This is a genomic window from Velazquezella soli, from assembly GCF_977018685.1.
Map to the genome: position 1 here is coordinate 2,950,462 of NZ_CDRNXF010000004.1, position 20,965 is coordinate 2,971,426.

Genomic DNA, 20,965 nt, shown 5'->3' on the forward strand with positions numbered 1-20,965 from the left:
GACACATGGATCCTTCTATCATTTCAAAGGCGTTCGGCAGTGCCGTGCGCACCGTAGCGAGGTATCCATTCGCATCGGTACTCGTTTTTCTCATGCTGATGGTGGCATATCTCACCTATAGCGGCAACAAACTGATCCATGACAAATTTGATGTCATCTCAACCGTTTGGGATCGCATCGACACATCACCGGCGACTGAAAACCGTCGCATGGAAAGCAGCATCGAGCGTAGCAAGCGGATCACGATTGCGGTTGATCGAGTTGGAGGCGTCCTGAATGCAGATCGTCTCACCTATTGGGCGTTTAGCAATGGTACGTCCGGCGTCGATGGTGAAAGTTGGAACTTCTCGAACCTGATGTATCAAAGTGTTGGTGATGGCATCGCGCCACTTGACGAGTCCGAGAAACGCCACAACTCACTTGTGGCTGAGGTCATGGATGATATTTTCCCGACTAAGGATAGCACCGCCTGCAAACGCTACAATGCAGAGGACTTCCGCAGTTCCTATCTCCGCGCTGCAATGAGATCGGTAGGATCGGATGTTGTCTTTGTGTGCGGACTGCGAACCGTCGAAGGGCACCAGATCGGTCGCGTCCAAGCGTCATATCGTGATCGGACGAAAGCACCAGTGGACGCCGTTGTGTTCGAGCAACTGCAAATCCTTGGCGCACGCGTCGAAGTACTCAAGCACGAGGAGCCAAAATAAAGTTCTCCCCACTCTCCACCTCAATCGCGTCGATTCAGAGAAAGCTTGGAAAAGACGGGCTTTTGCTTAATAAAATCCGAGATCCGCTGTATATAGGGGCATGGAAGTTTGTGAGCATGGAGACGGCCCGTGGAGTTCAGTTGGAAAAAAGGAGTGGGCTTTAGATTAGTCATCCGACCTCTGTCATTTTACGCGGTCGGAGCACTCATCATTGCAATACAAGCACCGAACCACTTTCCCGCATTCGCATCGATCTTTCAGGCGGCTGTGGCGGGTTCTCACTGACTACGGTTTCTTCCAAAGCGCCATCTAAGCCAAACGGATACGAAGAACCTTAGCTGCCCTAATCTAAAGTTTGCGCTCACGCTGCTTTCTCAGAATACCCTCTACAAGGCGCGGTTCATGCCGAGTATTAAATACGCTCTGAACGAACTTACGCTGCGATGTGTCGTTTGCGTACCCAAACTTAACCGCATGTTGCATCACGGTGCGATTTACTTCCTTCACGAGCAAACGAGCGGGTGTCTGGAGCAAATCGCGTAGATACCGCTCCTCGTGCGTGGCTTTAAACAGTTTGTAAGGGCCGATAGGCAGAGCGAGGTGCCCGTTAGTTGCCTTCAAGGCAGACGTGCGGATCAATGGACGGTCAGAGGTCATCAATGGCAAGTTGGACTTGCGGGTATCGATGACACTCCACTTCATCTGATTTATGTATGAGCCGATGTTTTCGTTATCGATCAGATTTTGAAAGATATTGAACAAACTGCTTTCGTGTTCCCACGTTGGGCGCGACAGCAGATAGTCCCGAAAGGTTGACGGATCTTCACCTTTGCGTATCACCTCATACCGGGCTTCTGCATATGCACTACTCGCCACGCTTTCTTCTGCCCAGTATTCTCGAAGAAGTTCAAGATCCTCGGGGCAGCGTAGCAGCAGCGAAAGCAGAAAGCGCGTCCATGCGGTCCTATTGTCCAAGTTCCAGTTCACACGATTGCCGTAGTGCTCCAACTGGACAAGTGCCTCGCTTGCCTGAAAATCTACTGGCTTGAAGAAACGTTCTTCGACTCGATTTTTCAACGCTGGTTCGAATGTCCGCAGTGCATAAAGCCCCTCCTGATAACCCGTTGCGTCAGGGTATTTAAGGCGATCGATCACGTCTTTGTAAGGCTTGCTGTAAACGACCAAACGTCCGTCGCCCTCGAACCTCCACCGGCTAATGTAAAAAGCTGGGATATAATGGTGTTTGTTTGGTGGGTTTTGCACGAACTGCTTTGACATGAGCAAGTATCACAGGTGCGGCTTACTGGGTAAAGTAGTATCACTGCTTCTTCCACAGAGCGATCTCTGCTTGACGACGCCTCACAAGGCCTTGCAAGCGTTTGCCGCCCGCATTCACCCACTGTAGCCAACTTCGTTCAATATCGGCTACTGGCTTCTGAGCGTTGATGTACTTGAGCAGCGTTGACGAGGCCAAAGCCCCTTCACCGAGATTGAACGTCCAGCTAACAAGCGCGCCGCGCTGGTTCTCCGTCAGTTTGACCTTTACCAGTCTGGCAACGGCCTTTTCGAAACGGGCTACATCCTCTCGCAGCAAGCGTATTGCCTCCGCTTCCGTGACGGTCTTTTTACCAACGTCTCCTCGGGTGAGGTTTTTTGTCGTGCCGTAGCCGATTGTCGGGACGTTTGCCGGACATAGATAGGCAGTGAGTTTCAATCCTTCGAAGGACTTGATGAGGTCAATAGATGCTTTGTTTAACATCTACTATTTAATCGAACGACGTCTAAAGAGAGGACGACATGACCGAAGACATCCGGACCGCGATCCTGCGCGAACTAGCCGCTGCTGGTGCTGCGCCCGATGTGCCGATCAGTCTGCTTGTGGTGGGTCCGAACTTAGTCGGAGCGGGATTCGATCAAATGGACATCGTTGATGCTTTGTATTCGATGGAATCCAACGGAATCGTTCATATGATTTCCGGGAATCGAGTCGTGCTGTTGAAGCCGCCAGCTAGCAATCTTTGAAATGAGGTGACACATGAGAACCCGCAGTGAAGACGTAACATTCGCCCAATACTTTCTAACCTGCAGTGCTCTGGTCGGCGCCGTAGCGTTTTGGGGACTGCTGTTTTACCGGATCTATGTTGAGGGCTTAGGCTGGATCTGGAAGACGAACGACGGCATTGCCGTAGCCGGGGTTATTTGTCTCTCAGGATTCTACATGTTTTCGGCTGAACTCGTGCGTGATAAGGTCGAAGCATTACCGAGTGACTTGGGCCACATGGTAACTGCCTTAGCACTCCGTATTGACGAGTTGGCAGAGGACGCAAAAGATCGGCACGCCAACGAAAGCGAAAGTCTTTGGAACAAAATGCGCGATATCAGAGACGATCACGACGGCTCTCGTAGAGAACTAACGGAAATCCAAGAAAAGCTGGACCGTCTGCTGCGCCAATTATGAAAGAAAAAGCGCAGCCCTGCCCGACTGCGCTTTAGTTGGTAATGCCGATCGAAACAAACACTACGTTCGAATCGCTATAGCCGTTGAATCGTTATTGCGACCGCTCATTTGATATCGTTGCGATGTCAGCGAATATCTTTTGCATGCGCTTGTTGATCTCGTCTTGTAGGACCTCGACGTTATCGTTGGCTTCTTGTGCGATATCGCGATCCACATAAACGCTTGCATCCTGCTGCGCTTGCATCCGAATGGCTGCAAGTGCTTCTTGTGCTGTCCGCATCAGTCTGCTTTGCACCTTTGCATCGCGTTGTAGGTTGTCGATTGTATCCTTCTGGATATCGATGTCGCGCTTTGCTTGTTCCAATTCCACTTGTGTGGTTTGGAGATCGCATTGCGCGATCTGTCTGGACAGATACAGGTATCCACATGCGACGATGAGTGCCGCCATTGCTAGCAGCACCCATTTATTTGGAAGAAGACCCACCAGCATTATTCGCCAAGCAGTTCGCGAAACTCACGAATCCTATCTTCGACTTCCTGTGGAGTGACGTCGTGGTACCGTGGAAATTCATGCACGTATTTTTCCAAAGCGTCCGTCACAGCCGTACTGCGAAACTGATTACCGAGACTCACTTCGTTGTACAGGTATCCCATAATGACAGTGCTGTCGGTGATAAGCACACGGCCGTCTAATTCCGCCTTAAGTTTCCGATACCCGTATTCCTTCAATAGAGCGTCTAACATTACACTGCCCTCGCTTTCGCATCAGCGATCCAGCGGAGAAACTTTTCTTCTCCGACCTGTTCGCGCACATAATTCAAAACCATGTGCTCCGTTGCCTTCTTGGCTTTTGCTTCTGTCTCGCGCACGAGTTTGCCGCGAGTCACGCCAACAATTTGCAATGCAGCTTTCTTGAAGCGTAGCGCAACGCGTGAGCGTGCACGCCACTCCTTTCGCTGATCCTTCTCTGGCTTCAAATCTTCAAGTTCAAGATGGAACTCGATTTGCGCGATAGCCGATGTGAGAAACGCGAATGCGTCGTCGCAGTCGTCAATCGTGTAAAGTTCGCTTACCGTCCAGCCGCGATCAATTTCGATGTCTGGAATTTCGATATCCGTGTGTTGTAGGTCTTTATTCACTGCAATATTCCTTACTTCAAAATCGTGCCTGTGGTCGTATCTTCAAACTGTAATGCGCCACATCCTTTTAGTTTCGTTCCCTTGCTCAGGAACGCGATAAGCTTGGGCAAATGCTTCAACTGCCCTTGCGTGAAATCGTGGCCGGTGTTGACCTTGTCGGCAATGAGATCGTCCACGAAATTCTGCCATGTCTGCAACTGCTTGAATCGGGTTCGTGCCGAGGCGTTAGTTTTCATGATGGCGTTGTCCGTTGGGCTTGCCACGGCAATTGTCTGTAGGTCTTGAAGCAGGTAGGAAAGCCAACGTCTGTCACCACGCGACATGTCCACGAACGGGATATTGCTGTTCTGGTAGCGCGTCTTAAATTCGATGGTGATCGGGCCGGATGCAGCTTTAAGTTCCGCAATCGGGTCTAGCCGTGTTGGCACTGGCTTTGGTGGAGTCGGTGCTGGTGTGTCGAGGCCGACGAAAATGTTGATGTTGAAAATGTCTGGCTTGTCGTTCATCACTTCACCTCCACGCTGTGCGAGGTAACGGGAATGCAATCCGCTTTTCTCCCGGCGAATGGTGACCATGTATCTCCGTAGAATCTGACCACTGAAGCTTTTGCTGCTTCACATTCCGCCATTGTGTCGAATTTGACCACAACCCCTGTATTGAGCGCCGGATTGACCCAAAGGAGTGCTCCTAGCACTATCGTTGTCGTTACTGTCGCCATCACAACACTCCCATGAGGATGATGTATGGAACGCCGAGCGCGACAATCGAAACACCGACTGCCTTAACCGGATTCCTGACCAACCATCGGTAGCCCGCTTTGAAGACTGAAGCTTTATGCGTTGCGGAGACTGGCTGCGCCTGCGCGACGACTGACGCCTTGCGTCTTACCCATGCGGCTTTCACGCCTGCCGAGATACGGTCGCGGTGCTGTTGTGTGAGTGGGATACCCTTCTGAGACATCACTTCGCCTCCTTCGAATTTGCTTCGAAGACCGCCAACGCCTTAGCAATTGCCTGTTCGGCATGCTGTAGTGCTGCGATGAGTGATTTGTTGTCGCGGTCAGCTACGGTTGGATGGCTGATCGAGTAAAAGGAAAATGACTTCTGCGCGTCGTGTGACGCCTCTGAATGTGGGTCTTGATTAGACATAAAAATACCTCTTAAAAAACTGAAATTGCTTTCAAGAGTATTTATCCAGACCCGGCCAAACGGCCCTGTTATGCCGTCATTCGGCTAGACTCGCCTTCGCGATCCTCTGTTCCGATCTGGATGAAGAAAGAGGCCTTGGGCAAAATAATGAAGTGGGGCTAATAGGGGTAATTTGGGTGAATCTGGCTTAGCCATTTCCATAAGAAAGAATAATAATAAATTTTAGTTTTATCCCCACTTACCCCACTTACTCCACTGAAAGAAGAAAAAGTGCTGGAAAATAAGGCTTTCAGCAGTGGGGCTGTGACGACAGCATCGCGAAATGAAGTGGTGCTCGACCCCACTTGAGGCTGATCGGGGTCTTTAGTCGTGCGGTCTGAAACGTGACAGCGGTGGCATGCCGACTGCTAGAACTGGCGAAAGTGGGTTCAACCCCACTTCCTTCCAGATCCAATTCCCGTTCGTGTCGAAACAAGTGGGGGTCATTTGTAGGTATACACGGCGGTTCCGTTTAAGCTGCTTCTCTTCCAGTCCGGGAGGTTGCCCGAATTGATCAGGCGCGTCAGCTCCTTGCCGAACATGTTGAGGTCGAGCATGCGACCGGAAGCAAAATTCAAGCACCACTCCTTGAAGTCCGGATACATTGCGGAAGCCTTTTGCTTTTTTCCGTACGTTGCCATAGGCACCGTCCATGCGCCCAACCACATCTCGACAACGCTCTGCTCTCTCATAGCCGCCTGTGCTGCTTTCAGTGTGGCAGCAATCGGAAGCGTCGGATCATCGCCGCGCTCGTCTACAGACGTCCACAGGGTGACAGGGTCTATCTCATTGATCTTGGACCACTGCGGATTGGACGCGTAGCGCAACGCCACGAAACGACGAATGCCGGTCTCGTCTCGGATCAGCTGATTCAGTTCCTTGTTCGAGCAGCCGATAAAGGTACTGTGTTGCGGCACCTGCTGAACATCGTTCGTATACATTGTACGACTGGAAACGTGCGAGGCCGTGATAAGGTTCTTGACGACATCGATATCCGTTTTCTGTGCATGGCCCATCTCGTCAAAGAAGTGCGCGTAAAACCGCCACTGCTCGGAGTTACGACCCTCTGCGATTTCATCAAAGTTGCTGTTCAACACCAGTTCCGAAATCGGCTTTAACAGGACTTCGCGAACGAAGGTCGATTTACCCGTGCCTTGTGGTCCGGTTAGAACCGGCATCAGGTGGTTGTCGATTGGCAACCCAATCATCTTTCGCTTCACCTGCCAGATGAATTTCTTCAAAACCGCAATGACGAAATCCGCGCCGAACTCGCTTGTGTCGAACTGGCTGGCCACAGCATCCCAAGCCGCGACGTTGCCCACGCTGTTTGGACCCTCGTGGCCTTTCGCAACTTGAAGATAAACCTCGGTAATGCGAGCCGCCAGCGACGCCTTGAACCAGCGACCGGTAACGTCTGCAATCGCCTCTCTATTATAAAGGAGACCAAGTTCTCTCGCCTTGATGCGCAATTCTGCCATAAGCGAATCCAGGGTAACGTCTGCGTTCTCTTGGATGCGAGCCACGGCATCTACAAGCACGTCTTTGCGAGCCTCGGCCGTGACGGCGTTACCGTCAATCGTCGGCACGACAGCTTTTTTTATCGCCTTCTGGAAGTTAACAGCGATGCCGTTTTCCGAAATGTAGCGTTCAAGATAGTCGGAAGCCGACTTCGGATAGAATCCAAGGTCGTTTATGACCTTTCGAATCTTCAAAGCCTGATTCCAATCGGCCTTGGTGGCGAGGCCTCTGGATTCGAGATACTTGCGCAGCTTCTTCATGCTGGCGTCGATGTTGAGCGACATTGCCATTTCGACAAAGTCGATGTCGTCGCCCTTGATCTCTAGATCGCGGAGCGTCTGGATGATTTCGTCTTGCAAGTCTGGGTGTGTATTACTGTCTGCCATATTCTTCCTAGTTCAAAGGTCAAAAAAACCCACGTTGCACATCTTGGCCAGAAGCAACGTGGGTTTCCCAGGAAGAACAGTAGTCATCTCGGAACCCGCATCTGCGGTGAAGTGTAGAGTTCTTCACCGGCCAAGATGTAAGTTCCTACAGTTCTATTTATAGCAAACCGTGTTTTTCGCCGTCGATATCTTTTTTACAAGTATCTGAAATCATTTGATAAACGCCCGGAATTAGCCGCGTCGGCCGGTCCTGATAAATAGTGGCGGATCAAGCCTTTCGATCCTGATTGCTCAGCGGGTGGGATATTCTGTCTCACCCGTTTTCACTTCCCGGATGGACGAGATGACGAAGACAGCAAAACCCGATTATCAGCGAACCGAACGTTACCGCGCAGCACTGGAGCGGCAGGCCAATGTGAAGGGCGGAACGAAAATTGCGATCCTGACAAAGGCGCAGTGGATGGCCCGAATGAAGCACGAACGAAGCTGGACAGATAAATAAAAGCATCGATAGGTTACATTCATTCCCTATCGGTCTCCTATGCAGAGGTCTCGCTGATTTGGTTTTGGCGAGACCTTTTTCTTTGGTCGCTCCGTTGAACGGATGGCTGCATGCTGCTGTTTTTCTCGCAGCGGGAGCGCCTTATGACCATCCTCGACCTCATCAATTTTGCCGGTAACAGCATCACCAACGGCCTGCTCTGGATCGGCAATATTCAGCTTTGGCAACTGGCGTTTTGGTCCGTTGCTAGCCCACTGTTAGCGTGGGCATGGTTCAAGGCTTTTGAGTCAGTCTACCTGTTCGCATGGCTTCCCTACAAAGCCCGTAAGCAGCACGATACCAGCTTCAGCGGCACTACGATCGATCTTTAACGATCATCGTCATCGTCCCAATCCTGCTCCTCATCAGAAAAGCCATAGATCAGACCTAGAGACTGGCAATGCCTGGTGATCGCGTAGCCATCACCGGTAAGAGCATTCATACCGCCAATTCCCGAATCTTTGGCTGGCGGCAAGAGTTTGCCCAGTTCATGTACGAGAGCCTCAACCATCGCCGTGGCAATACCCGCACGCCTATAGTCGCTATTCACCTCCCAACCAGTTATTTCTGCAGCCATATCCATTCCATTGTCGTCAATTTCTCTCCTGCCAGTAGTCGTAACACTACCGATCTCGTGACCGTGATGGACTGCAAAGGCATCATCGAGGACCACCTCAATAGTGATGTTACGGCCTTTCTTGTCGATAAAAGTCATCATCTTCTCCTCAGTGCTTGCTTCGAGTCACGGAAATGGCCCGAACGGTTCGGGCCATTCTCAAGTTAAATGTCGACAATACGCCGCACTGCAAGAGCAGCACGCGTATAAGCTGACATCGGCGCTTTCCCGGTCCAGTAGATATCGCGTTCAACACGCAAACCACCCGGCCCGCGCACTTCTTCCAAGTCGGATAGCATCACGTATCCGAGTTCAGGTTCACCCAATCCGAGATCGCAGAGGCCAAACATCATATCATTGTTGGCATCGATATCCGAGACTAGCCATGTGGCGTTCGCCCACGGTGTAAAGAACTTCACGACCGGCGCATGATCGTCGTCTTTGGTGAGGTTGTTTTGCCGCAAGCGCAGCAAGATTTCAGCGGTCATCAGTTTCATACCGAAGCCATCCCCATTACGACGACAGCCAACACCTGTTCGATCATCCGGCGTTCTGTTTTCCATTCGGAAACGCTTGCGAACACTTCATCGAACTGCTTTCCGTCGATCTTACCCCAAACACGAAACTTCATTTGCTCAACTCCTTGTTGCCTAATTGCAACTCAGAGTTATTGCCGTTTCGCAGTCAGAGCGACCAAAGACTGGCGTTTCATCCAATTCTTTTTCAGGTGTTATGCACTGTAAACGCTGCACTTTTTCCGGATTGACGCGTGTGCACACAATGCACTATTCAGTTCGTCGCACCAGGCGTAATGAAACTGCGGCCCTCGCAGGGCTTCCGGATCCTCGGAGGAAAAGATCTGCGCCACCGTGCCGTTCGGCCAGACCAGCCGTTTGCGTGAAATCTCGAATTCGGGCCAGTGCCGTGCCGCAATCCGGCAGATGCCGGACACACCGTCCACCATCACCTCGCGGGCATCGCCCAGCGTTTCCGCCACGAGCGCGATGCGAAGATCGGACCGCTCTCCGGCCGAACACGCCAGCGCATGCACCCATTCGGCGCCGGCCCGCGTCTTGCCGGATCCCCGCCCGCCCATGATCAGCCATGTCCGCCAGTCGCCCTCGGGCGGCCTCTGGCCGGGAAGCGCCGCAAAAGCCCAGTCCCGGTCGAGACCGGAGACGAACCCGTCAAACGCGTTCTCTCCCGAGCCAGGCACGTCACAGCTCTGCGCCTTTGTCGCGTCCGGAGCGCGGGGCAACCCCATCGCACCGGCCAAAACCATTCCGGCCTCCAGATCGCGGCCAGTCTTCTCCCTGGCATCACCGATGCCAGACATGACTGCCCCGAATGACCCGGATGCCTTCACCGCCTCACCCGTGATCTTTTCTGTCGCCCGTCGCATTTTCCGCTGGCTCGGCTCCGCCGGCTGGAAGCCTTTGCGCCACCCATCCCGGTGGGCCATCGCGTTTCCAGGCTTCGAAATACCCAAAGGCTGTTTCATTGGCGCGATCCTCGATCATCCGGACGAAGCGGGCCTTCGCCTCTTCGTATCCGCTGGCATCGGCCAGCCTGTCGGCCTCCACCTGCCGGTCGCGGGACAGCTGACGCTGCAGCGCATCGACCTTTTCCAGCGTGCGCACGATCAGGCTCATCGCATCGGTCGCCGCCTTCACATCGGCCCGCGCCAGTTTTTGCGCCGCCTCGTTGCCGTCAGCTGACACCGCGTCGTCGGCCTCGCCGGACAACAGCCCGGACGCCGCTTCCCGCATCGTCCGGAACGTGGCGAACTGCTGGCGCATCTCCGCCGTCATCTCGTTCAAAAGCTGCCGCAGTTCATCTGCGGGCTTCAGCTCGGTTTCCGCAGACTTGAGCTCCAGCAGAACGTTTCGAACCGTCTCTTCCAGTTCGGCATCCTGCGTCACGTCGTCATCCGCGTCGTAAAGCGGTTCGTCCGTCCACAGGCCGAACAGGTCTGGATCAAAACCGGCGAGAGCATCGGAACGGTTCATGGCAGATCTCCACAGCCGAAAACCCGCCGCGCCGGCTTGCCGTCGCACGTTCGGTTTCGATATCGATGTCCTGGAAAAAAAAGGGCCCGGAGGTCAATCCGAGCCCTGACTGGAAGCCTTGCGGCGGTCGGGGCGTGAAGCCTCTCCCGACGCAACTCTTCGACTATGCCTAAACACTACCCGACAACCGTCACGCCGTCAAGGATTAAATTCCTATCTCGAAAATTTTACCGGAGCCGCTTCTCCCTCACGTCCCGCAGAAGGTGCGCGCAACCTTCTGTTCCGCCGTCGGCGCAATCGCGTAGTCGGCAAATTCCGGCCGCTCTTCGAACGGTTTTTCGAGCGCCTCCACCAGCTTTTCAAAGAAGCTGAAATCACCGTAATTGGCAGCCGCGATTGCTTCCTCGATCCGGTGGTTGCGGGCGATCAGCCACGGATTGACGCCGCGCATCTCTGTTGCCACGTCCGCCGGGCTGCGGCCTTCCTCGGCCAGGCGCTCGTTCCATTTCGGCAACCATTCCCGCAGCTTGGATGGATCCGCGAAACAGGCGAGCAGGTCGTCGTCGTGTCCTTCCGCGGCGTTGCAGAGCGCTCGGAACGTCCGCGTGAAATCCGCTTCGTTTTCCTCCATCGCAGAAAGCAGTCCCTGCACGAGATCGCCATCACCGTCGCGCGCGGTGACCAGACCGAGCTTTGCGCGGAACACCTCGATCCAGTGCGCCTGGAACGTGTCGCCGAATGCCTTCAGGACAGAATTGGCGGCTCCCACCGCCTTTTCTTCGTCGGCATCGATCAGCGGCACCAGCGCCTCGGCAAGCCTTGCGATGTTCCACTGGCCGATGCCCGGCTGGTTGCGATAGGCGTAGCGTCCCTGCCGATCAATCGAGGAAAACACCTTCATCGGGTTGTATTCGTCGAGAAAGGCGCAAGGACCGAAATCGATCGTCTCGCCTGAAATCGTCATGTTGTCGGTGTTCATCACACCATGGATGAAACCGACGCCGAGCCAGCGGGCAATCAGCTCCGCCTGCCGGTCCGCCACGGCCTGCAACAGCGCCAGATACGGGTTCTGCGCCCCCATCAGGTCAGGGTAATGCCGCTCGATCACGTAGTTCGCCAGCGTCCGCACGCCCTCGGTATCGCCGCGGGCGGCAAAGAACTGGAACGTGCCCACTCGCACATGGCTTGCCGCGACCCGCACGAACACTGCGCCCTGCTGCTCCTGCTCGCGCTGAACGAGCTCACCGGTCGAAACCGCCGCCAGGGCCCGCGTCGCCGGTATGCCCAGCGCATGCATGGCCTCGGACACGACATATTCGCGGATGACCGGCCCAAGCGCTGCCCGCCCGTCACCACGGCGCGAAAACGGCGTCGGCCCCGCGCCCTTCCACTGGATGTCGCGGCGCTGTCCGGCACGGTCCATGACCTCGCCGATCAGGATCGCCCGCCCATCGCCGAGCTGCGGTACAAAATTGCCGAACTGGTGCCCAGCATAGGCCATGGCGAGAGGCGATGCCCCCTGCGGCACGACATTGCCGGAAAGCACGGATGCCAGACGATCAGGATCCGAAAGATCCGCCTCGACGCCCAGTTCCGCTGCCAGCTTCTGGTTGAACCTCAGAAGCTTCGGCCCCTCCACCGGCTCCGGGTAGACGGAAGCGAAGAACCGATCCGGCAGGCGGGCATAGGAATTGTCGAACTGGAACACGGGATCTCTCCTTCGGCCCTTTCAGGGGCTTGGTCTCGGGTATGTGCTTGAGTCTGGTCTGTGGCGTATCCCCAATATGGGGTCTCGCGCCTGCGGAACAAGCAAGATCAGCCCTTATTGCCCGCCTTCAACCGCACCCCGAACCCGAGCAGAAACGTCACCAGCGCCGCGGCTGCGGACGTCCCGTAAAGCCAGTAGGCGACCTGCCCGGGATCGCCTTGCGACAACTGCCGTGTCAGCCCGGTCGCTGCCGCGATCATGCCGGCAAGCGCCGATCCGACGGCGTAGCCGGCCGTCGACATGGTCGGCAAAAGCGCGCTAGCCCGGTCACGCTCCTCGTCGCCGGCGGCCTCCATCGAGGCCTGGTTGATCGCCGCCCACGACAGACCGAAACCGGTGCCGATCGCCATCTGGCTCAGGACCACGAGCAGGATCTCCCGGACGTCGATCGATACCGCGATCATCAGGAAGCCCGCGAGCTGGAACAGCGGCCCGGCCCGCATCGCAAAGTGTCGTCCTTTTAGAGACTTGATCCGGCTGGAGGCCATCGCGACCGCGCTCCAGGTCAGCGCCATCGCCACCACGATATAGCCGACCGCCGCCGGTCCGATGCCCCACACGTCGCGGATGATCAGAGCCAGATAGGTGGCACCAGAGGCATGGCCCGCCGACATCAGGAACAGCATCCAGAACCCGTGGCCAAGCACCGATCCCAGCCTGAAAGCGCCAGCCGGAAACAACCGCGGCCCGAGCTTTCCATCCGTCGTCACGGTCAGCGCCAGCGCCAGTGATCCCAGCACCAGACAGGCGACCTGCCAGCCGATCACCCCCGTTGCGGACGACAGTGCGAAAATGAAGGACGCAGTCACGCAGAGCGTTACGGCCAGAGGCGCAAACGCGGCCTTTGCCGCGCTGCCGGTCTCGGGCGTCGTCAACAGCGTGAAAAGACCAAGCAGGATGAGAAACGGCGTCACCGCCAGAAACGCGGCATGCCACGAAAACGCCTCTGCGAGCAGCCCCCCGATCAGCGGCCCGAGCAGAGCCGCGACCGCCCAGACGGTTGCCTCCACCGCAAATACCTTCGCCGTCACCGCGGACGAGAAATTGGCCGGGATGAGGCTGTAGCAGATTGCCACGATCAGACCGTCGGCAATCCCCTGCAACAGTCTGCCCGCAACGATAAAGAAAAAGCTCGGCGCCAGAACCGCCATCAGACCGCCCAGCGAAAACAGCGCCATGGACCAGAACAAGCTGGATTTCACACCCAACCGATCGCGGAGATAGGCAGCACTGGTGCCGCCGGCGATCGAACCTATGAAATAGAGGCTGTAGACCCAGCTGAACCAGTCGCGCCCGCCAAGTTCGGCGGCGGCCAGCGGCATGGCGGCAACAATCGCGAACTGGTTGAAGGCATGCAACCCGATCCCGGCGGAGATCAGCCCCAGCATCAGGCCGTTCCGGCCGGACAAAAGCGTTTTCCATCCGGTGTCTGTTCTTGTCAGCACGGCATGCTCCCCGGTTCATCCGCAAGGCTTTTCCGACCGCAGCAGTGGCGGCGCAAAGTCCCCCGGTCAACGGTCAAGGATCGATTTTGGCGCGCGTGACATTTTAGCTACAGCTTTCCAAGCCGAACGCACTACATTGATCCTCATAACAAGCAGTCGTTGAAAACACGGAGAAATCATCATGAGGAACACACTCGTTCTCGCCGCAGCTCTTGCAGCCGGCCTCTCGTCCGCAGCTCTCGCCGCCGATGCGGTTGAGACCATTCCGAGCGCGCCAGTCGCCTACGAAACCGCTCCGGCATTTTCCTGGTCCGGTCCTTACCTCGGTATCCACGGCGGATACGGCTGGGGCGATGCTGATATCGAAGGCGCTGGTTCCCAGAACTTCGACGGCGCCCGCATGGGTGGCTTCGTTGGCTACAACTGGCAGTTCTCCAACGGTTTCGTTGCCGGTGTTGAAGGCGACGTCAACTACGACTGGAACAACGACGATGTCGCCGCTGGCGTCGATGCCGAAAGCGGCTTCTCCGGTTCGGCCCGTGCGCGTCTCGGTTACGCCATGGACCGCACCCTGATCTACGCAGCAGGCGGCTGGACAGCCACCAATGTTGAAGTCGACACGCCGGTTGGCGACGACGACGACACGCTGCACGGCTGGACCATCGGCGCTGGCGTCGATCACGCTTTCACCGACAACCTGTTCGGCCGCGTTGAGTATCGCTACAACGACTACGGCAACGGCAACCTCGCCGGCGCTGATGTCGACTTCAACCAGCACGTCGTGCAGGTTGGCCTCGGCGTGAAGTTCTGATCGCGTCAAGCATCTGATTGTATAAGGAGAAGGCTGCCGCTCGCGCGGTGGCCTTTTTCTTTGGAACTTGCTCTTCAGGGATTTCGACCACTGTCCCGGCCATCATCACGGCAGGATTAGGCTCCCGTTGCGAGAGGTTCGCTTAACTTTCCTGTATTAGACGGGACTTGTCGGCTCTTTGCCCGTGGTCCTGCCAATGACGTCGTGCGCGACGTAAATCAGCCGGGTTGCAGTTTCGTGTTTTGACTATTTTCGGAAGTTTCTGCGCATGCCGTTTTCCCCATCGTCTCGCGGGGCAGACCCCGAGAACCGCAAAGGGCTAGGCCGCCGCACCAGACACGGCCTTGGCCCAGCTCTGGCGACACCTGCGGCGGTATTGGGCTTCGGTGCGTTTCTGGCACTTTTCGGCTGGGCGGAATATTCCAACTGGAAGACACAGGTCGCACGGGTCGAAGCGGCACTGGAACAGACGGCCGAAGCAATTACCCAGCATGCCGACGACGTGGTGGAAATGTCGCGGCTGCCGCTCGCAAGCCTGATCTCCAAGATCGAGGAGAAAGACGGCGAGGCCGATCTCGCCCAGGCGATCGACGCGCTGATGAAGCGCCAGCTCAGTGCGTCGCCCACACTCGATACGCTCTCCTATCTCAATGCCGATGGCCAGATGGTTGCGACCTCGTCGGCAACACGCCCCGCCGGGGTCTCCTACCAGGACCGCGACTATTTCAAGTTCCACAAGGCCAGCCCCTTCCCGCTCCCGGTCCTTGGCAAGCCCATCCTCAGCCGGCTGACCCAGACCTGGGTCCTGCCGATCTCGCAGAAGGTGATTTTGCCGGACGGCACGTTCGGCGGGGTTGTGGTCTCCACCATCAAGGTCAACCATTTCGTCAATTTCTTCAGCCGCTACGATATCGGGTCCGACGCCTCCTTCCTGCTCGTTCGCGGAGATGGCGTGGTTCTCGCCCGCGCGCCCATGGCCGACAGCATTCTCGGCCAGGACATGTCCAAGAGCGACCTGTTTGCCCATGTCCGCCAGACCCGCGTCGGCGCCTTTCATTACCAGTCACCGATCGACCAGACGGCGCGGGCGGGTGGCTTTCACCAGAGCCAGCTGACCGGCCTGGTGGCGCTCGCGGCCGCATCGGAATGGCAGGTGCTGATCTCCTGGGCGTCGACCGCGAGGACGCGCTGGATCTATGCGGCGATCCTTCTCATCGCGGCCGGGTTCGCCACGGTCTACTGGCGCCGCCAGATGCAATTGCGCCAGGAGCGCGAAGCGCTGGTCGCCGCGCGCGAAGCGGAGTTCCGCCTGCTCGCTGAATCCTCCAGCGACCTCATCACCCGGTTCGATGAACACGGCATCCGCGAATATGTCTCGCCCTCCTCGATCGGCATCCTCGGGCTCGAGCCAGAGGACCTGATCGGCCGCAGCATCTTTGCCGGCATGGCCGAAGATACCGAATTCCTGGTGCGCCAGGCAACGGAGCGTCTCGGCAGCGGGCCTGGTCATGAGAAATTCCTGATTCGCCACGTCAAGCCCGACGGCGAGGAAGTATGGCTGGAAACGGCGATGAGCCGTCTGCCGGCTTCGCATCCGGCCCAGGCGCCGCGGGTGGTTGCGATCACCCGCGATGTCAGCCGCCACAAGCGCGCACAGGATGAGCTCGATCTTCTTGCCAATACCGACGACCTGACACGGCTTGCCAACCGGCGTTTCTTCAACGCCCGGTTCGAGGCGATGGTCACTGCGGCGAACCGTTCGATGACGCCGCTGTCGCTGCTGATGATCGACGCCGACCGTTTCAAGCTTTTCAACGACACCTATGGCCACGCGGCCGGTGACGAATGCCTGCGCGCGATCGCACAGGTGGTACGGTCAACCGTCATCCGCCCCGGCGATGTCTGCGCCCGCTATGGTGGCGAGGAAGTGGCGGTGCTGCTCGCCGCAACCGACGCGAAGGCCGCGCATGCCATCGCCGAAAGCATCCGCGTGGGCGTCGAAGAGATCGGCTTGGAACACGGCAGAAACCCACCCTCCAACCGCGCCACGATCAGCGTCGGCCTCGCCACGCTCATCCCCGGCCAGGACCTCGTTACAACCTCGCAAGCCCTCTTCAAGCGCGCCGACGAAGCCCTCTACAACGCCAAGGCTGCAGGCCGAAACCGGGTGGAGACGGCGGGGAGCTAAGCCCCGCCCAATCCGCGACGCCCCTTACGCCGGCAGTCCCTGCCAGCCGTGGATGCCGACATAGAGGCCGACGGCGATGATGAGGAGGCTGGAGACATAAGGCGCGCGACGGGCAACTGTCGAAAACCAGCTCCAGCGCGACGTGGCGTGACGCACGCTCAGCGCAGCAACGGCCCCGACGGTCACCAGCGTGATTGCAAGGCCGATGGAAAAGCACATGACCAGCACGAAGCCGAGCGTGAACTCCTTGAGCTGCAGGCAGAGAAGCAGAACCGTGATGGCGGCTGGGCACGGGATGAGACCTCCGGTCAGACCGAACAGAACGATCTGCCATGTGGTCACCTTGCGGTCGGCGAACCGGCGACGAATGTCGTTGGCATGCGCCATTTCATGGGCATCCTGATACCCGTCCGTCGCCACGTCTAGCCCCTGCATCTCGGCGTGGTCATGGTCGTGGCCTTCCGTGAAGGACAGGTCGTAGTCATGGGTATGGTTGCCGTGGCCAAGGCTCAGGCTTGCGACGAACGCATGCGGCTCGGGAATGTCCGTGGTCGACTGCAGATATCCGCCCTGATCGGCAAAGACGAAGGCCTGCCGCGATCCATCCGGGCGCTGTGTCGTGACGACGACATCGGACGCCGTCCAGCCGTGGCCGCGCTCGGAGCGAAAACGCCAGACAGGCGCAACGCCGTCTTCGAAGATTTCGAGCGTGACGATGCCGTGCCCGGTATCGACCCGCGTGATGTCACCGTGGCCTGCGGCATGCCCCTGCGCTGAACCGTGGTCATGTGCGCCGTGATGGGCGCCGTGATGGCCGTCGTGGCCATGGCCACCGTGGTGGCCGTGATGACCGTCATGCCCATGCGAGCCATCATGCCCGTGGGCGGCAGCGGCCTTTCCCATCTGCTGATCCTGCCATGTTCGCCACAGCATCCAGAGTGCGATCGCAATGATGACCGCCGCGGAAACAAGCTGGAAATAGGGTTCGGAAGCTTCGGCATCCATGCCCTGCCAGAGATACATGCCCGCAAAGGCGATGCCCCAGACGACGATCGTGTGCGAGATCGTCGCGGCAAGACCGAGCAGCACCGCCTGCGTGACCGTCCCCCTCACCGCAACGATAAAGGCTGCCATCATCGTCTTCGAATGGCCCGGCTCCAAGCCGTGCAAGGCCCCAAGCAGGATGGCGCTTGGAACAAACAGCCAGGCATGGGCAGATCCCTGCTGCAGGAGGTCGGCAAAATCAGGCATGGAAATATCTCACGGGTATTTAGGTCTCAAAGGTATTTGGTGATCGACTTGAACTCGTCGATGGAGTGGCGCTTCTCCCGATCGAGCGCGCCGATCGTGTCTTCGAGACAGTGGTCCAGATGGTCCTGGATCAGGGTGCGCTTGGCATTGGTGATCGCCTTTTCCACCGCATGCAGCTGCTGGGCGATGTCGAGACACGGCCTGCCGCCCTCGATCATGGCGATCACACTTTTGAGATGTCCCTCAGCCCGTTTCAGCCGCTTGACGATTTCGGGATGACTTTCGTGGACGTGATCGTGTTCTGTCATGCGATAATCCTATCCCCCTGGAGGGGATAAGGCAAGTATCTTCAGAACTGCTTTCATACGAGTTCCTCCAGCTCTCTGGGTGGAGGCTGCGAGCGTTGTGCCGTTAGCCTGGCTTACGACCGCCGGGCTTCCAGACGTCTTTTGTCACGCTGGATATATTCGAAACCCATCTCTGTCAGTCGGAACTGGCGTTTCTGGAACTCGCCGCGGATGGTGATGAAGCCCTGCTCTTCGGCTTCGCTCAGCGTCTTCAAGCTGGTGCCCTTGGGCGGAGACTGCCATTCGAGGCCGTTGGCGCTGTGAAGCAATACCATGATCTTGATGATTGTCGTGTCTCCCGGCCAATGCGTTCAGGCCAGACGAATAGCTTTTCGCACGATCCCCTGCAATGACCGATGTTCATGCAGGAATGTCGGGCCCGTGTTGCCAAATTTGCAATGGACTTGACGGCTGCGGTCTGCCAAAAGCGCGAAAGGACGCGACTGCCGTTATCTTTAGAACGGGGTCGGGTGGCCGATTGACGTCACGTCGCTGCCGCGAGATCACGCTGGCCGTCCTTTTGATTTCCCAGTTTTCCCAGCATTCAACTTACCGTGGTTCTGACCGCACCCCTTTTTGCCATGAAAAAAGGTCCCGCGGCTTTCACCGAGGACCTTTGATCAAGCTCGATCGGACGGGGGTAAGACCCGTCCAACCGCTACCGTCACTGTGTGATCAGCAACCGGTACCCTGGGCAGTTTCGCCCGTCAGGTTCGGCAGGTTGCCGGAGTTTGCAGCATCGCCTGGCTCACCGCCCGGTGCGCAGCCTGCGCGGCTACCGTAGGCGCCGGTCGAACCGACTGCCGAGCCCGGGGTAACGCTGCCTGTCGAATAGGGGTCTACAGTACCCGATGCGGCTGGCTTCGGCGGGATGTTGCCGCCGGCACCGCTCATGTTCTGCTGGACGTCCGCGCGGTTGGCCGAACCGTTCATATCATAGCTCGTCTGCGCAAATGCTGCAGAGGATAGGCCAAACGAAAGTGCGGCAACAACTGTCAATGTCTTGATCATTTTTGAATTCCTTTTCGTATCCCTACAGGGTGTTAACCGGCCGGGCACAAATTGGTTTCATCTCAAATTCCCGTGAGGAACCGCGCTTCTATGGAACCCGTTTGTCGATGAGCGACTGCGCATTGCGCGCTTCGCGTCGCAGCCAGCGCCGGTTGGCGACCTCGGGCAGATCGTGCGCTTTGGGAATGCGCTTGGTCTTCCAGCGGCGCAGGATCAAAAATCCGAGCGTGCCAATACCGGCAAGCAAGACAACGGCCAGCAGGATCATCGGGGTCTGGTCGACCATGGCGGGGTTCTCCGTAGCAAGGGTTTCATCTTTCTGACCGAACCAACTCGACGCCGGCTCGAGAGTTCCCTTGCTTGGTTGCAGCTACAACCAGCCGGACTTCCGGAACCGGTAGAAAAGGATGCTGCAGAGAAGGACGATCGCAACCAGCACGGCGGGATAGCCGTATTCGGTCTTCAATTCCGGCATGTTCTCGAAATTCATGCCGTAGATGCCGGCGATGGCCGTCGGCACCGCAAGAATGGCGGCCCAGGCAGCCAGCTGCCTGGTGATGACGCCCTGGCGCTGCTGTTCCAGAAGGTTCGAGGCTTCAAAGACCGAGGTGATGACTTCGCGAAGTCCGCCCACCATGCCTTCGACCCTTCGGATATGATCGAGCACGTCACGGAAGAACGGCTTGGCGTCCCGGTCGAGGCAGGGAAGGTCGAGATTGACGAGCTTGCCCGCCACTTCCGACATCGGGCCCAGGATACGCCCGAACAGGATCAGCTGACGGCGCAGGCGGAAGAGACGGCGGATCTGCTCGCGTTCGAGAAAGTTCGCGAGCATCTTCTGCTCCATTTCCAGCACCTTGTCCTCGATCGTTTGCACCAGCGGCAGATAGCCGTCGGCGATGAAATCGATGATCCCGTGCAGGACGTAGTCAGGCCCCTTGGAGAGAAGCTGCGGCGAGGCTTCGAGCTGTGCCCGGATGGCGGCATGGTTGCGGGCCGAGCCGTGCCGGACGGTGATGATGTGGCGCCTTCCGACGAAAATCGCCGTCTCGCCATACTTGAATTTCTCGCCTTCCAGATGGGCGGTCTTTGCCACCACGAACAGCTGTTCGCCATAGGCTTCCACCTTGGGCACCTGATGGGCGTTGATGGCGTCTTCGACCGCGAGAGGGTGCAGCTCATAGGTTTCGGCCAGCGCATGTAGCTCGTCCGGTGACGGCTCGTGCAGGCCGATCCAGACGAAATCCTGACCGGACAGTCTCGGCGCCGGCCCATCGACAGGCACCGCCTCGGCACGTTTTCCGTTGCGGTACACATAGGAGGCGACAACTGTCATGGTATGCTCTGCGATGGAGTATGGTCTGCGATGCCGATAACGTACTAGGCCTTGGCCCGTTCCGGCGAATAACCCGCGTCACGGATCGCTTGCGCGGCCTTTGCCTCGTCGCCACCCACCATCACCGTATGCGTGACAAGATCGATCGACACGGGTGCATCCGGCAGCGCTTCGGCGAGAGCGTTTCGCAGGGTCTTTTCGCAGTGGCCGCAGGTCATGTCCGGCACGGTGAAGATCACGGTCATCT

Annotated in this window: 27 protein-coding genes and 1 pseudogene; 7 read left to right on the plus strand and 21 right to left on the minus strand. The window is 57.3% G+C overall.

Translation table 11 applies throughout. From position 1 onward, the window contains the following. Positions 1-5: 5 nt before the first annotated feature. On the plus strand, positions 6-707 hold the full coding sequence (locus AC0JZ8_RS17935) for a hypothetical protein (protein ID WP_471893094.1): 702 nt from the start codon (positions 6-8) through the stop codon (positions 705-707). A gap of 348 nt (positions 708-1,055) precedes the next feature. On the opposite strand, the gene AC0JZ8_RS17940 is transcribed toward AC0JZ8_RS17935, so the two are convergent. After that, entirely contained in the window at positions 1,056-1,985 is a 930-nt protein-coding gene (locus AC0JZ8_RS17940; RefSeq protein ID WP_471893095.1) for a DUF4238 domain-containing protein, read from the minus strand. Between the two features lie 40 nt (positions 1,986-2,025). Further along, positions 2,026-2,466 (minus strand): lysozyme, encoded by a 441-nt coding sequence (locus AC0JZ8_RS17945; protein WP_471893096.1) that lies wholly within the window; start codon positions 2,464-2,466, stop codon positions 2,026-2,028. A gap of 38 nt (positions 2,467-2,504) precedes the next feature. Between AC0JZ8_RS17945 and AC0JZ8_RS17950 the strand changes: the two genes are divergently transcribed. Both AC0JZ8_RS17950 and AC0JZ8_RS17955 read left to right on the plus strand, forming a co-directional pair. Next, on the plus strand, positions 2,505-2,729 hold the full coding sequence (locus AC0JZ8_RS17950; protein ID WP_471893097.1) for a hypothetical protein: 225 nt from the start codon (positions 2,505-2,507) through the stop codon (positions 2,727-2,729). 13 nt (positions 2,730-2,742) lie between these two features. Continuing rightward, a complete protein-coding gene (locus tag AC0JZ8_RS17955; RefSeq protein ID WP_471893098.1) occupies positions 2,743-3,165 on the plus strand; it encodes a hypothetical protein in 423 nt (140 codons plus the stop codon). Between the two features lie 91 nt (positions 3,166-3,256). Here AC0JZ8_RS17955 and AC0JZ8_RS17960 read toward each other — a convergent pair whose 3' ends face one another. The 5 genes from AC0JZ8_RS17960 to AC0JZ8_RS17980 form a co-directional block, all read right to left on the minus strand. Beyond that, positions 3,257-3,655 (minus strand): hypothetical protein, encoded by a 399-nt coding sequence (locus tag AC0JZ8_RS17960; protein WP_471893099.1) that lies wholly within the window; start codon positions 3,653-3,655, stop codon positions 3,257-3,259. Between the two features lie 253 nt (positions 3,656-3,908). Beyond that, positions 3,909-4,304 (minus strand): hypothetical protein, encoded by a 396-nt coding sequence (locus tag AC0JZ8_RS17965; RefSeq protein WP_471893100.1) that lies wholly within the window; start codon positions 4,302-4,304, stop codon positions 3,909-3,911. An 11-nt stretch (positions 4,305-4,315) separates the two neighbouring features. Continuing rightward, on the minus strand, positions 4,316-4,879 hold the full coding sequence (locus AC0JZ8_RS17970; protein ID WP_471893101.1) for a hypothetical protein: 564 nt from the start codon (positions 4,877-4,879) through the stop codon (positions 4,316-4,318). 384 nt (positions 4,880-5,263) lie between these two features. Beyond that, positions 5,264-5,452 (minus strand): hypothetical protein, encoded by a 189-nt coding sequence (locus AC0JZ8_RS17975; protein WP_471893102.1) that lies wholly within the window; start codon positions 5,450-5,452, stop codon positions 5,264-5,266. Between the two features lie 482 nt (positions 5,453-5,934). Next, positions 5,935-7,395: a VapE domain-containing protein gene (locus tag AC0JZ8_RS17980; protein ID WP_471893103.1), complete on the minus strand. Its 1,461-nt coding sequence runs from the start codon at positions 7,393-7,395 to the stop codon at positions 5,935-5,937. Positions 7,396-7,738: 343 nt separating this feature from the next. Here AC0JZ8_RS17980 and AC0JZ8_RS17985 point away from each other — a divergent pair, with 343 nt between their 5' ends. Continuing rightward, positions 7,739-7,897 carry a hypothetical protein gene (locus AC0JZ8_RS17985; protein ID WP_471893104.1) on the plus strand — a complete coding sequence of 53 codons (159 nt, stop codon included), beginning with the start codon at positions 7,739-7,741 and terminating at the stop codon, positions 7,895-7,897. A 110-nt stretch (positions 7,898-8,007) separates the two neighbouring features. Further along, the gene (locus tag AC0JZ8_RS17990; RefSeq protein ID WP_471893105.1) at positions 8,008-8,268 is read left to right on the plus strand and encodes a hypothetical protein; all 261 of its coding nucleotides are present in this window, start codon (positions 8,008-8,010) and stop codon (positions 8,266-8,268) included. Here the strand turns inward: AC0JZ8_RS17990 and AC0JZ8_RS17995 are convergent. The 7 genes and pseudogenes from AC0JZ8_RS17995 to AC0JZ8_RS18025 form a co-directional block, all read right to left on the minus strand. After that, positions 8,265-8,654 carry a GNAT family N-acetyltransferase gene (locus AC0JZ8_RS17995; protein WP_471893106.1) on the minus strand — a complete coding sequence of 130 codons (390 nt, stop codon included), beginning with the start codon at positions 8,652-8,654 and terminating at the stop codon, positions 8,265-8,267. The two genes, AC0JZ8_RS17990 and AC0JZ8_RS17995, sit on opposite strands and share 4 nt — an antisense overlap. A 62-nt stretch (positions 8,655-8,716) precedes the next feature. Next, positions 8,717-9,049 (minus strand): DUF2958 domain-containing protein, encoded by a 333-nt coding sequence (locus AC0JZ8_RS18000; protein ID WP_471893107.1) that lies wholly within the window; start codon positions 9,047-9,049, stop codon positions 8,717-8,719. After that, positions 9,046-9,183, minus strand: coding sequence for a hypothetical protein (locus AC0JZ8_RS18005; protein WP_471893108.1), 138 nt, complete (start codon positions 9,181-9,183; stop codon positions 9,046-9,048). The genes AC0JZ8_RS18000 and AC0JZ8_RS18005 overlap by 4 nt, the downstream gene beginning before the upstream one ends. 159 nt (positions 9,184-9,342) lie before the next feature. Continuing rightward, positions 9,343-9,834 (minus strand): annotated as a pseudogene (locus tag AC0JZ8_RS18010) (terminase large subunit domain-containing protein); the annotation flags it as partial. An 88-nt stretch (positions 9,835-9,922) separates the two neighbouring features. Then, complete coding sequence (locus AC0JZ8_RS18015) at positions 9,923-10,561, minus strand: hypothetical protein (RefSeq protein WP_471893109.1); 639 nt, start codon at positions 10,559-10,561, stop codon at positions 9,923-9,925. Between the two features lie 247 nt (positions 10,562-10,808). Continuing rightward, positions 10,809-12,269 carry a protein adenylyltransferase SelO gene (locus AC0JZ8_RS18020; protein WP_062579679.1) on the minus strand — a complete coding sequence of 487 codons (1,461 nt, stop codon included), beginning with the start codon at positions 12,267-12,269 and terminating at the stop codon, positions 10,809-10,811. 107 nt (positions 12,270-12,376) lie between these two features. Continuing rightward, positions 12,377-13,774: an MFS transporter gene (locus AC0JZ8_RS18025; RefSeq protein ID WP_471893110.1), complete on the minus strand. Its 1,398-nt coding sequence runs from the start codon at positions 13,772-13,774 to the stop codon at positions 12,377-12,379. Positions 13,775-13,955: 181 nt separating this feature from the next. On the opposite strand from AC0JZ8_RS18025, the gene AC0JZ8_RS18030 reads away from it, so the two are divergent. Then, positions 13,956-14,585, plus strand: a complete 630-nt coding sequence (locus AC0JZ8_RS18030) for an outer membrane protein (RefSeq protein WP_062453463.1) — start codon at positions 13,956-13,958, stop codon at positions 14,583-14,585. Positions 14,586-14,853: 268 nt separating this feature from the next. Continuing rightward, on the plus strand, positions 14,854-16,773 hold the full coding sequence (locus AC0JZ8_RS18035) for a diguanylate cyclase (RefSeq protein WP_082476146.1): 1,920 nt from the start codon (positions 14,854-14,856) through the stop codon (positions 16,771-16,773). Positions 16,774-16,797: 24 nt separating this feature from the next. On the opposite strand, the gene AC0JZ8_RS18040 is transcribed toward AC0JZ8_RS18035, so the two are convergent. The 7 genes from AC0JZ8_RS18040 to AC0JZ8_RS18070 all read right to left on the minus strand — a co-directional run bounded on the left by AC0JZ8_RS18040 (position 16,798) and on the right by AC0JZ8_RS18070 (position 20,963). Next, positions 16,798-18,024 (minus strand): nickel/cobalt efflux transporter, encoded by a 1,227-nt coding sequence (locus AC0JZ8_RS18040; RefSeq protein ID WP_062453465.1) that lies wholly within the window; start codon positions 18,022-18,024, stop codon positions 16,798-16,800. A gap of 26 nt (positions 18,025-18,050) precedes the next feature. After that, complete coding sequence (locus AC0JZ8_RS18045; protein WP_062453466.1) at positions 18,051-18,332, minus strand: metal-sensing transcriptional repressor; 282 nt, start codon at positions 18,330-18,332, stop codon at positions 18,051-18,053. 113 nt (positions 18,333-18,445) lie between these two features. After that, entirely contained in the window at positions 18,446-18,646 is a 201-nt protein-coding gene (locus tag AC0JZ8_RS18050; RefSeq protein ID WP_062453467.1) for a hypothetical protein, read from the minus strand. 400 nt (positions 18,647-19,046) lie between these two features. After that, complete coding sequence (locus tag AC0JZ8_RS18055) at positions 19,047-19,382, minus strand: hypothetical protein (protein WP_062453468.1); 336 nt, start codon at positions 19,380-19,382, stop codon at positions 19,047-19,049. 88 nt (positions 19,383-19,470) lie between these two features. Further along, positions 19,471-19,668, minus strand: coding sequence for a hypothetical protein (locus tag AC0JZ8_RS18060; protein WP_062453469.1), 198 nt, complete (start codon positions 19,666-19,668; stop codon positions 19,471-19,473). A gap of 84 nt (positions 19,669-19,752) precedes the next feature. Further along, positions 19,753-20,718 (minus strand): magnesium and cobalt transport protein CorA, encoded by a 966-nt coding sequence (locus AC0JZ8_RS18065; protein WP_062453470.1) that lies wholly within the window; start codon positions 20,716-20,718, stop codon positions 19,753-19,755. A 44-nt stretch (positions 20,719-20,762) separates the two neighbouring features. After that, positions 20,763-20,963 (minus strand): heavy-metal-associated domain-containing protein, encoded by a 201-nt coding sequence (locus tag AC0JZ8_RS18070; protein WP_062453471.1) that lies wholly within the window; start codon positions 20,961-20,963, stop codon positions 20,763-20,765. Positions 20,964-20,965 lie beyond the last annotated feature (2 nt).

Bases quoted from the DNA above. Each gene is read 5' to 3' on its own strand.
- AC0JZ8_RS17935 (WP_471893094.1), top strand. From the start codon at position 6: ATGGATCCTTCTATCATTTCAAAGGCGTTCGGCAGTGCCGTGCGCACC.
- AC0JZ8_RS17940 (WP_471893095.1), bottom strand. From the start codon at position 1,985: ATGTCAAAGCAGTTCGTGCAAAACCCACCAAACAAACACCATTATATC.
- AC0JZ8_RS17945 (WP_471893096.1), bottom strand. From the start codon at position 2,466: ATGTTAAACAAAGCATCTATTGACCTCATCAAGTCCTTCGAAGGATTG.
- AC0JZ8_RS17950 (WP_471893097.1), top strand. From the start codon at position 2,505: ATGACCGAAGACATCCGGACCGCGATCCTGCGCGAACTAGCCGCTGCT.
- AC0JZ8_RS17955 (WP_471893098.1), top strand. From the start codon at position 2,743: ATGAGAACCCGCAGTGAAGACGTAACATTCGCCCAATACTTTCTAACC.
- AC0JZ8_RS17960 (WP_471893099.1), bottom strand. From the start codon at position 3,655: ATGCTGGTGGGTCTTCTTCCAAATAAATGGGTGCTGCTAGCAATGGCG.
- AC0JZ8_RS17970 (WP_471893101.1), bottom strand. From the start codon at position 4,879: ATGGTCACCATTCGCCGGGAGAAAAGCGGATTGCATTCCCGTTACCTC.
- AC0JZ8_RS17975 (WP_471893102.1), bottom strand. From the start codon at position 5,452: ATGTCTAATCAAGACCCACATTCAGAGGCGTCACACGACGCGCAGAAG.
- AC0JZ8_RS17980 (WP_471893103.1), bottom strand. From the start codon at position 7,395: ATGGCAGACAGTAATACACACCCAGACTTGCAAGACGAAATCATCCAG.
- AC0JZ8_RS17985 (WP_471893104.1), top strand. From the start codon at position 7,739: ATGACGAAGACAGCAAAACCCGATTATCAGCGAACCGAACGTTACCGC.
- AC0JZ8_RS17990 (WP_471893105.1), top strand. From the start codon at position 8,008: ATGCTGCTGTTTTTCTCGCAGCGGGAGCGCCTTATGACCATCCTCGAC.
- AC0JZ8_RS17995 (WP_471893106.1), bottom strand. From the start codon at position 8,654: ATGATGACTTTTATCGACAAGAAAGGCCGTAACATCACTATTGAGGTG.
- AC0JZ8_RS18000 (WP_471893107.1), bottom strand. From the start codon at position 9,049: ATGAAACTGATGACCGCTGAAATCTTGCTGCGCTTGCGGCAAAACAAC.
- AC0JZ8_RS18005 (WP_471893108.1), bottom strand. From the start codon at position 9,183: ATGAAGTTTCGTGTTTGGGGTAAGATCGACGGAAAGCAGTTCGATGAA.
- AC0JZ8_RS18015 (WP_471893109.1), bottom strand. From the start codon at position 10,561: ATGAACCGTTCCGATGCTCTCGCCGGTTTTGATCCAGACCTGTTCGGC.
- AC0JZ8_RS18030 (WP_062453463.1), top strand. From the start codon at position 13,956: ATGAGGAACACACTCGTTCTCGCCGCAGCTCTTGCAGCCGGCCTCTCG.
- AC0JZ8_RS18035 (WP_082476146.1), top strand. From the start codon at position 14,854: ATGCCGTTTTCCCCATCGTCTCGCGGGGCAGACCCCGAGAACCGCAAA.
- AC0JZ8_RS18040 (WP_062453465.1), bottom strand. From the start codon at position 18,024: ATGCCTGATTTTGCCGACCTCCTGCAGCAGGGATCTGCCCATGCCTGG.
- AC0JZ8_RS18045 (WP_062453466.1), bottom strand. From the start codon at position 18,332: ATGACAGAACACGATCACGTCCACGAAAGTCATCCCGAAATCGTCAAG.
- AC0JZ8_RS18050 (WP_062453467.1), bottom strand. From the start codon at position 18,646: ATGGTATTGCTTCACAGCGCCAACGGCCTCGAATGGCAGTCTCCGCCC.
- AC0JZ8_RS18055 (WP_062453468.1), bottom strand. From the start codon at position 19,382: ATGATCAAGACATTGACAGTTGTTGCCGCACTTTCGTTTGGCCTATCC.
- AC0JZ8_RS18060 (WP_062453469.1), bottom strand. From the start codon at position 19,668: ATGGTCGACCAGACCCCGATGATCCTGCTGGCCGTTGTCTTGCTTGCC.
- AC0JZ8_RS18065 (WP_062453470.1), bottom strand. From the start codon at position 20,718: ATGACAGTTGTCGCCTCCTATGTGTACCGCAACGGAAAACGTGCCGAG.
- AC0JZ8_RS18070 (WP_062453471.1), bottom strand. From the start codon at position 20,963: ATGACCGTGATCTTCACCGTGCCGGACATGACCTGCGGCCACTGCGAA.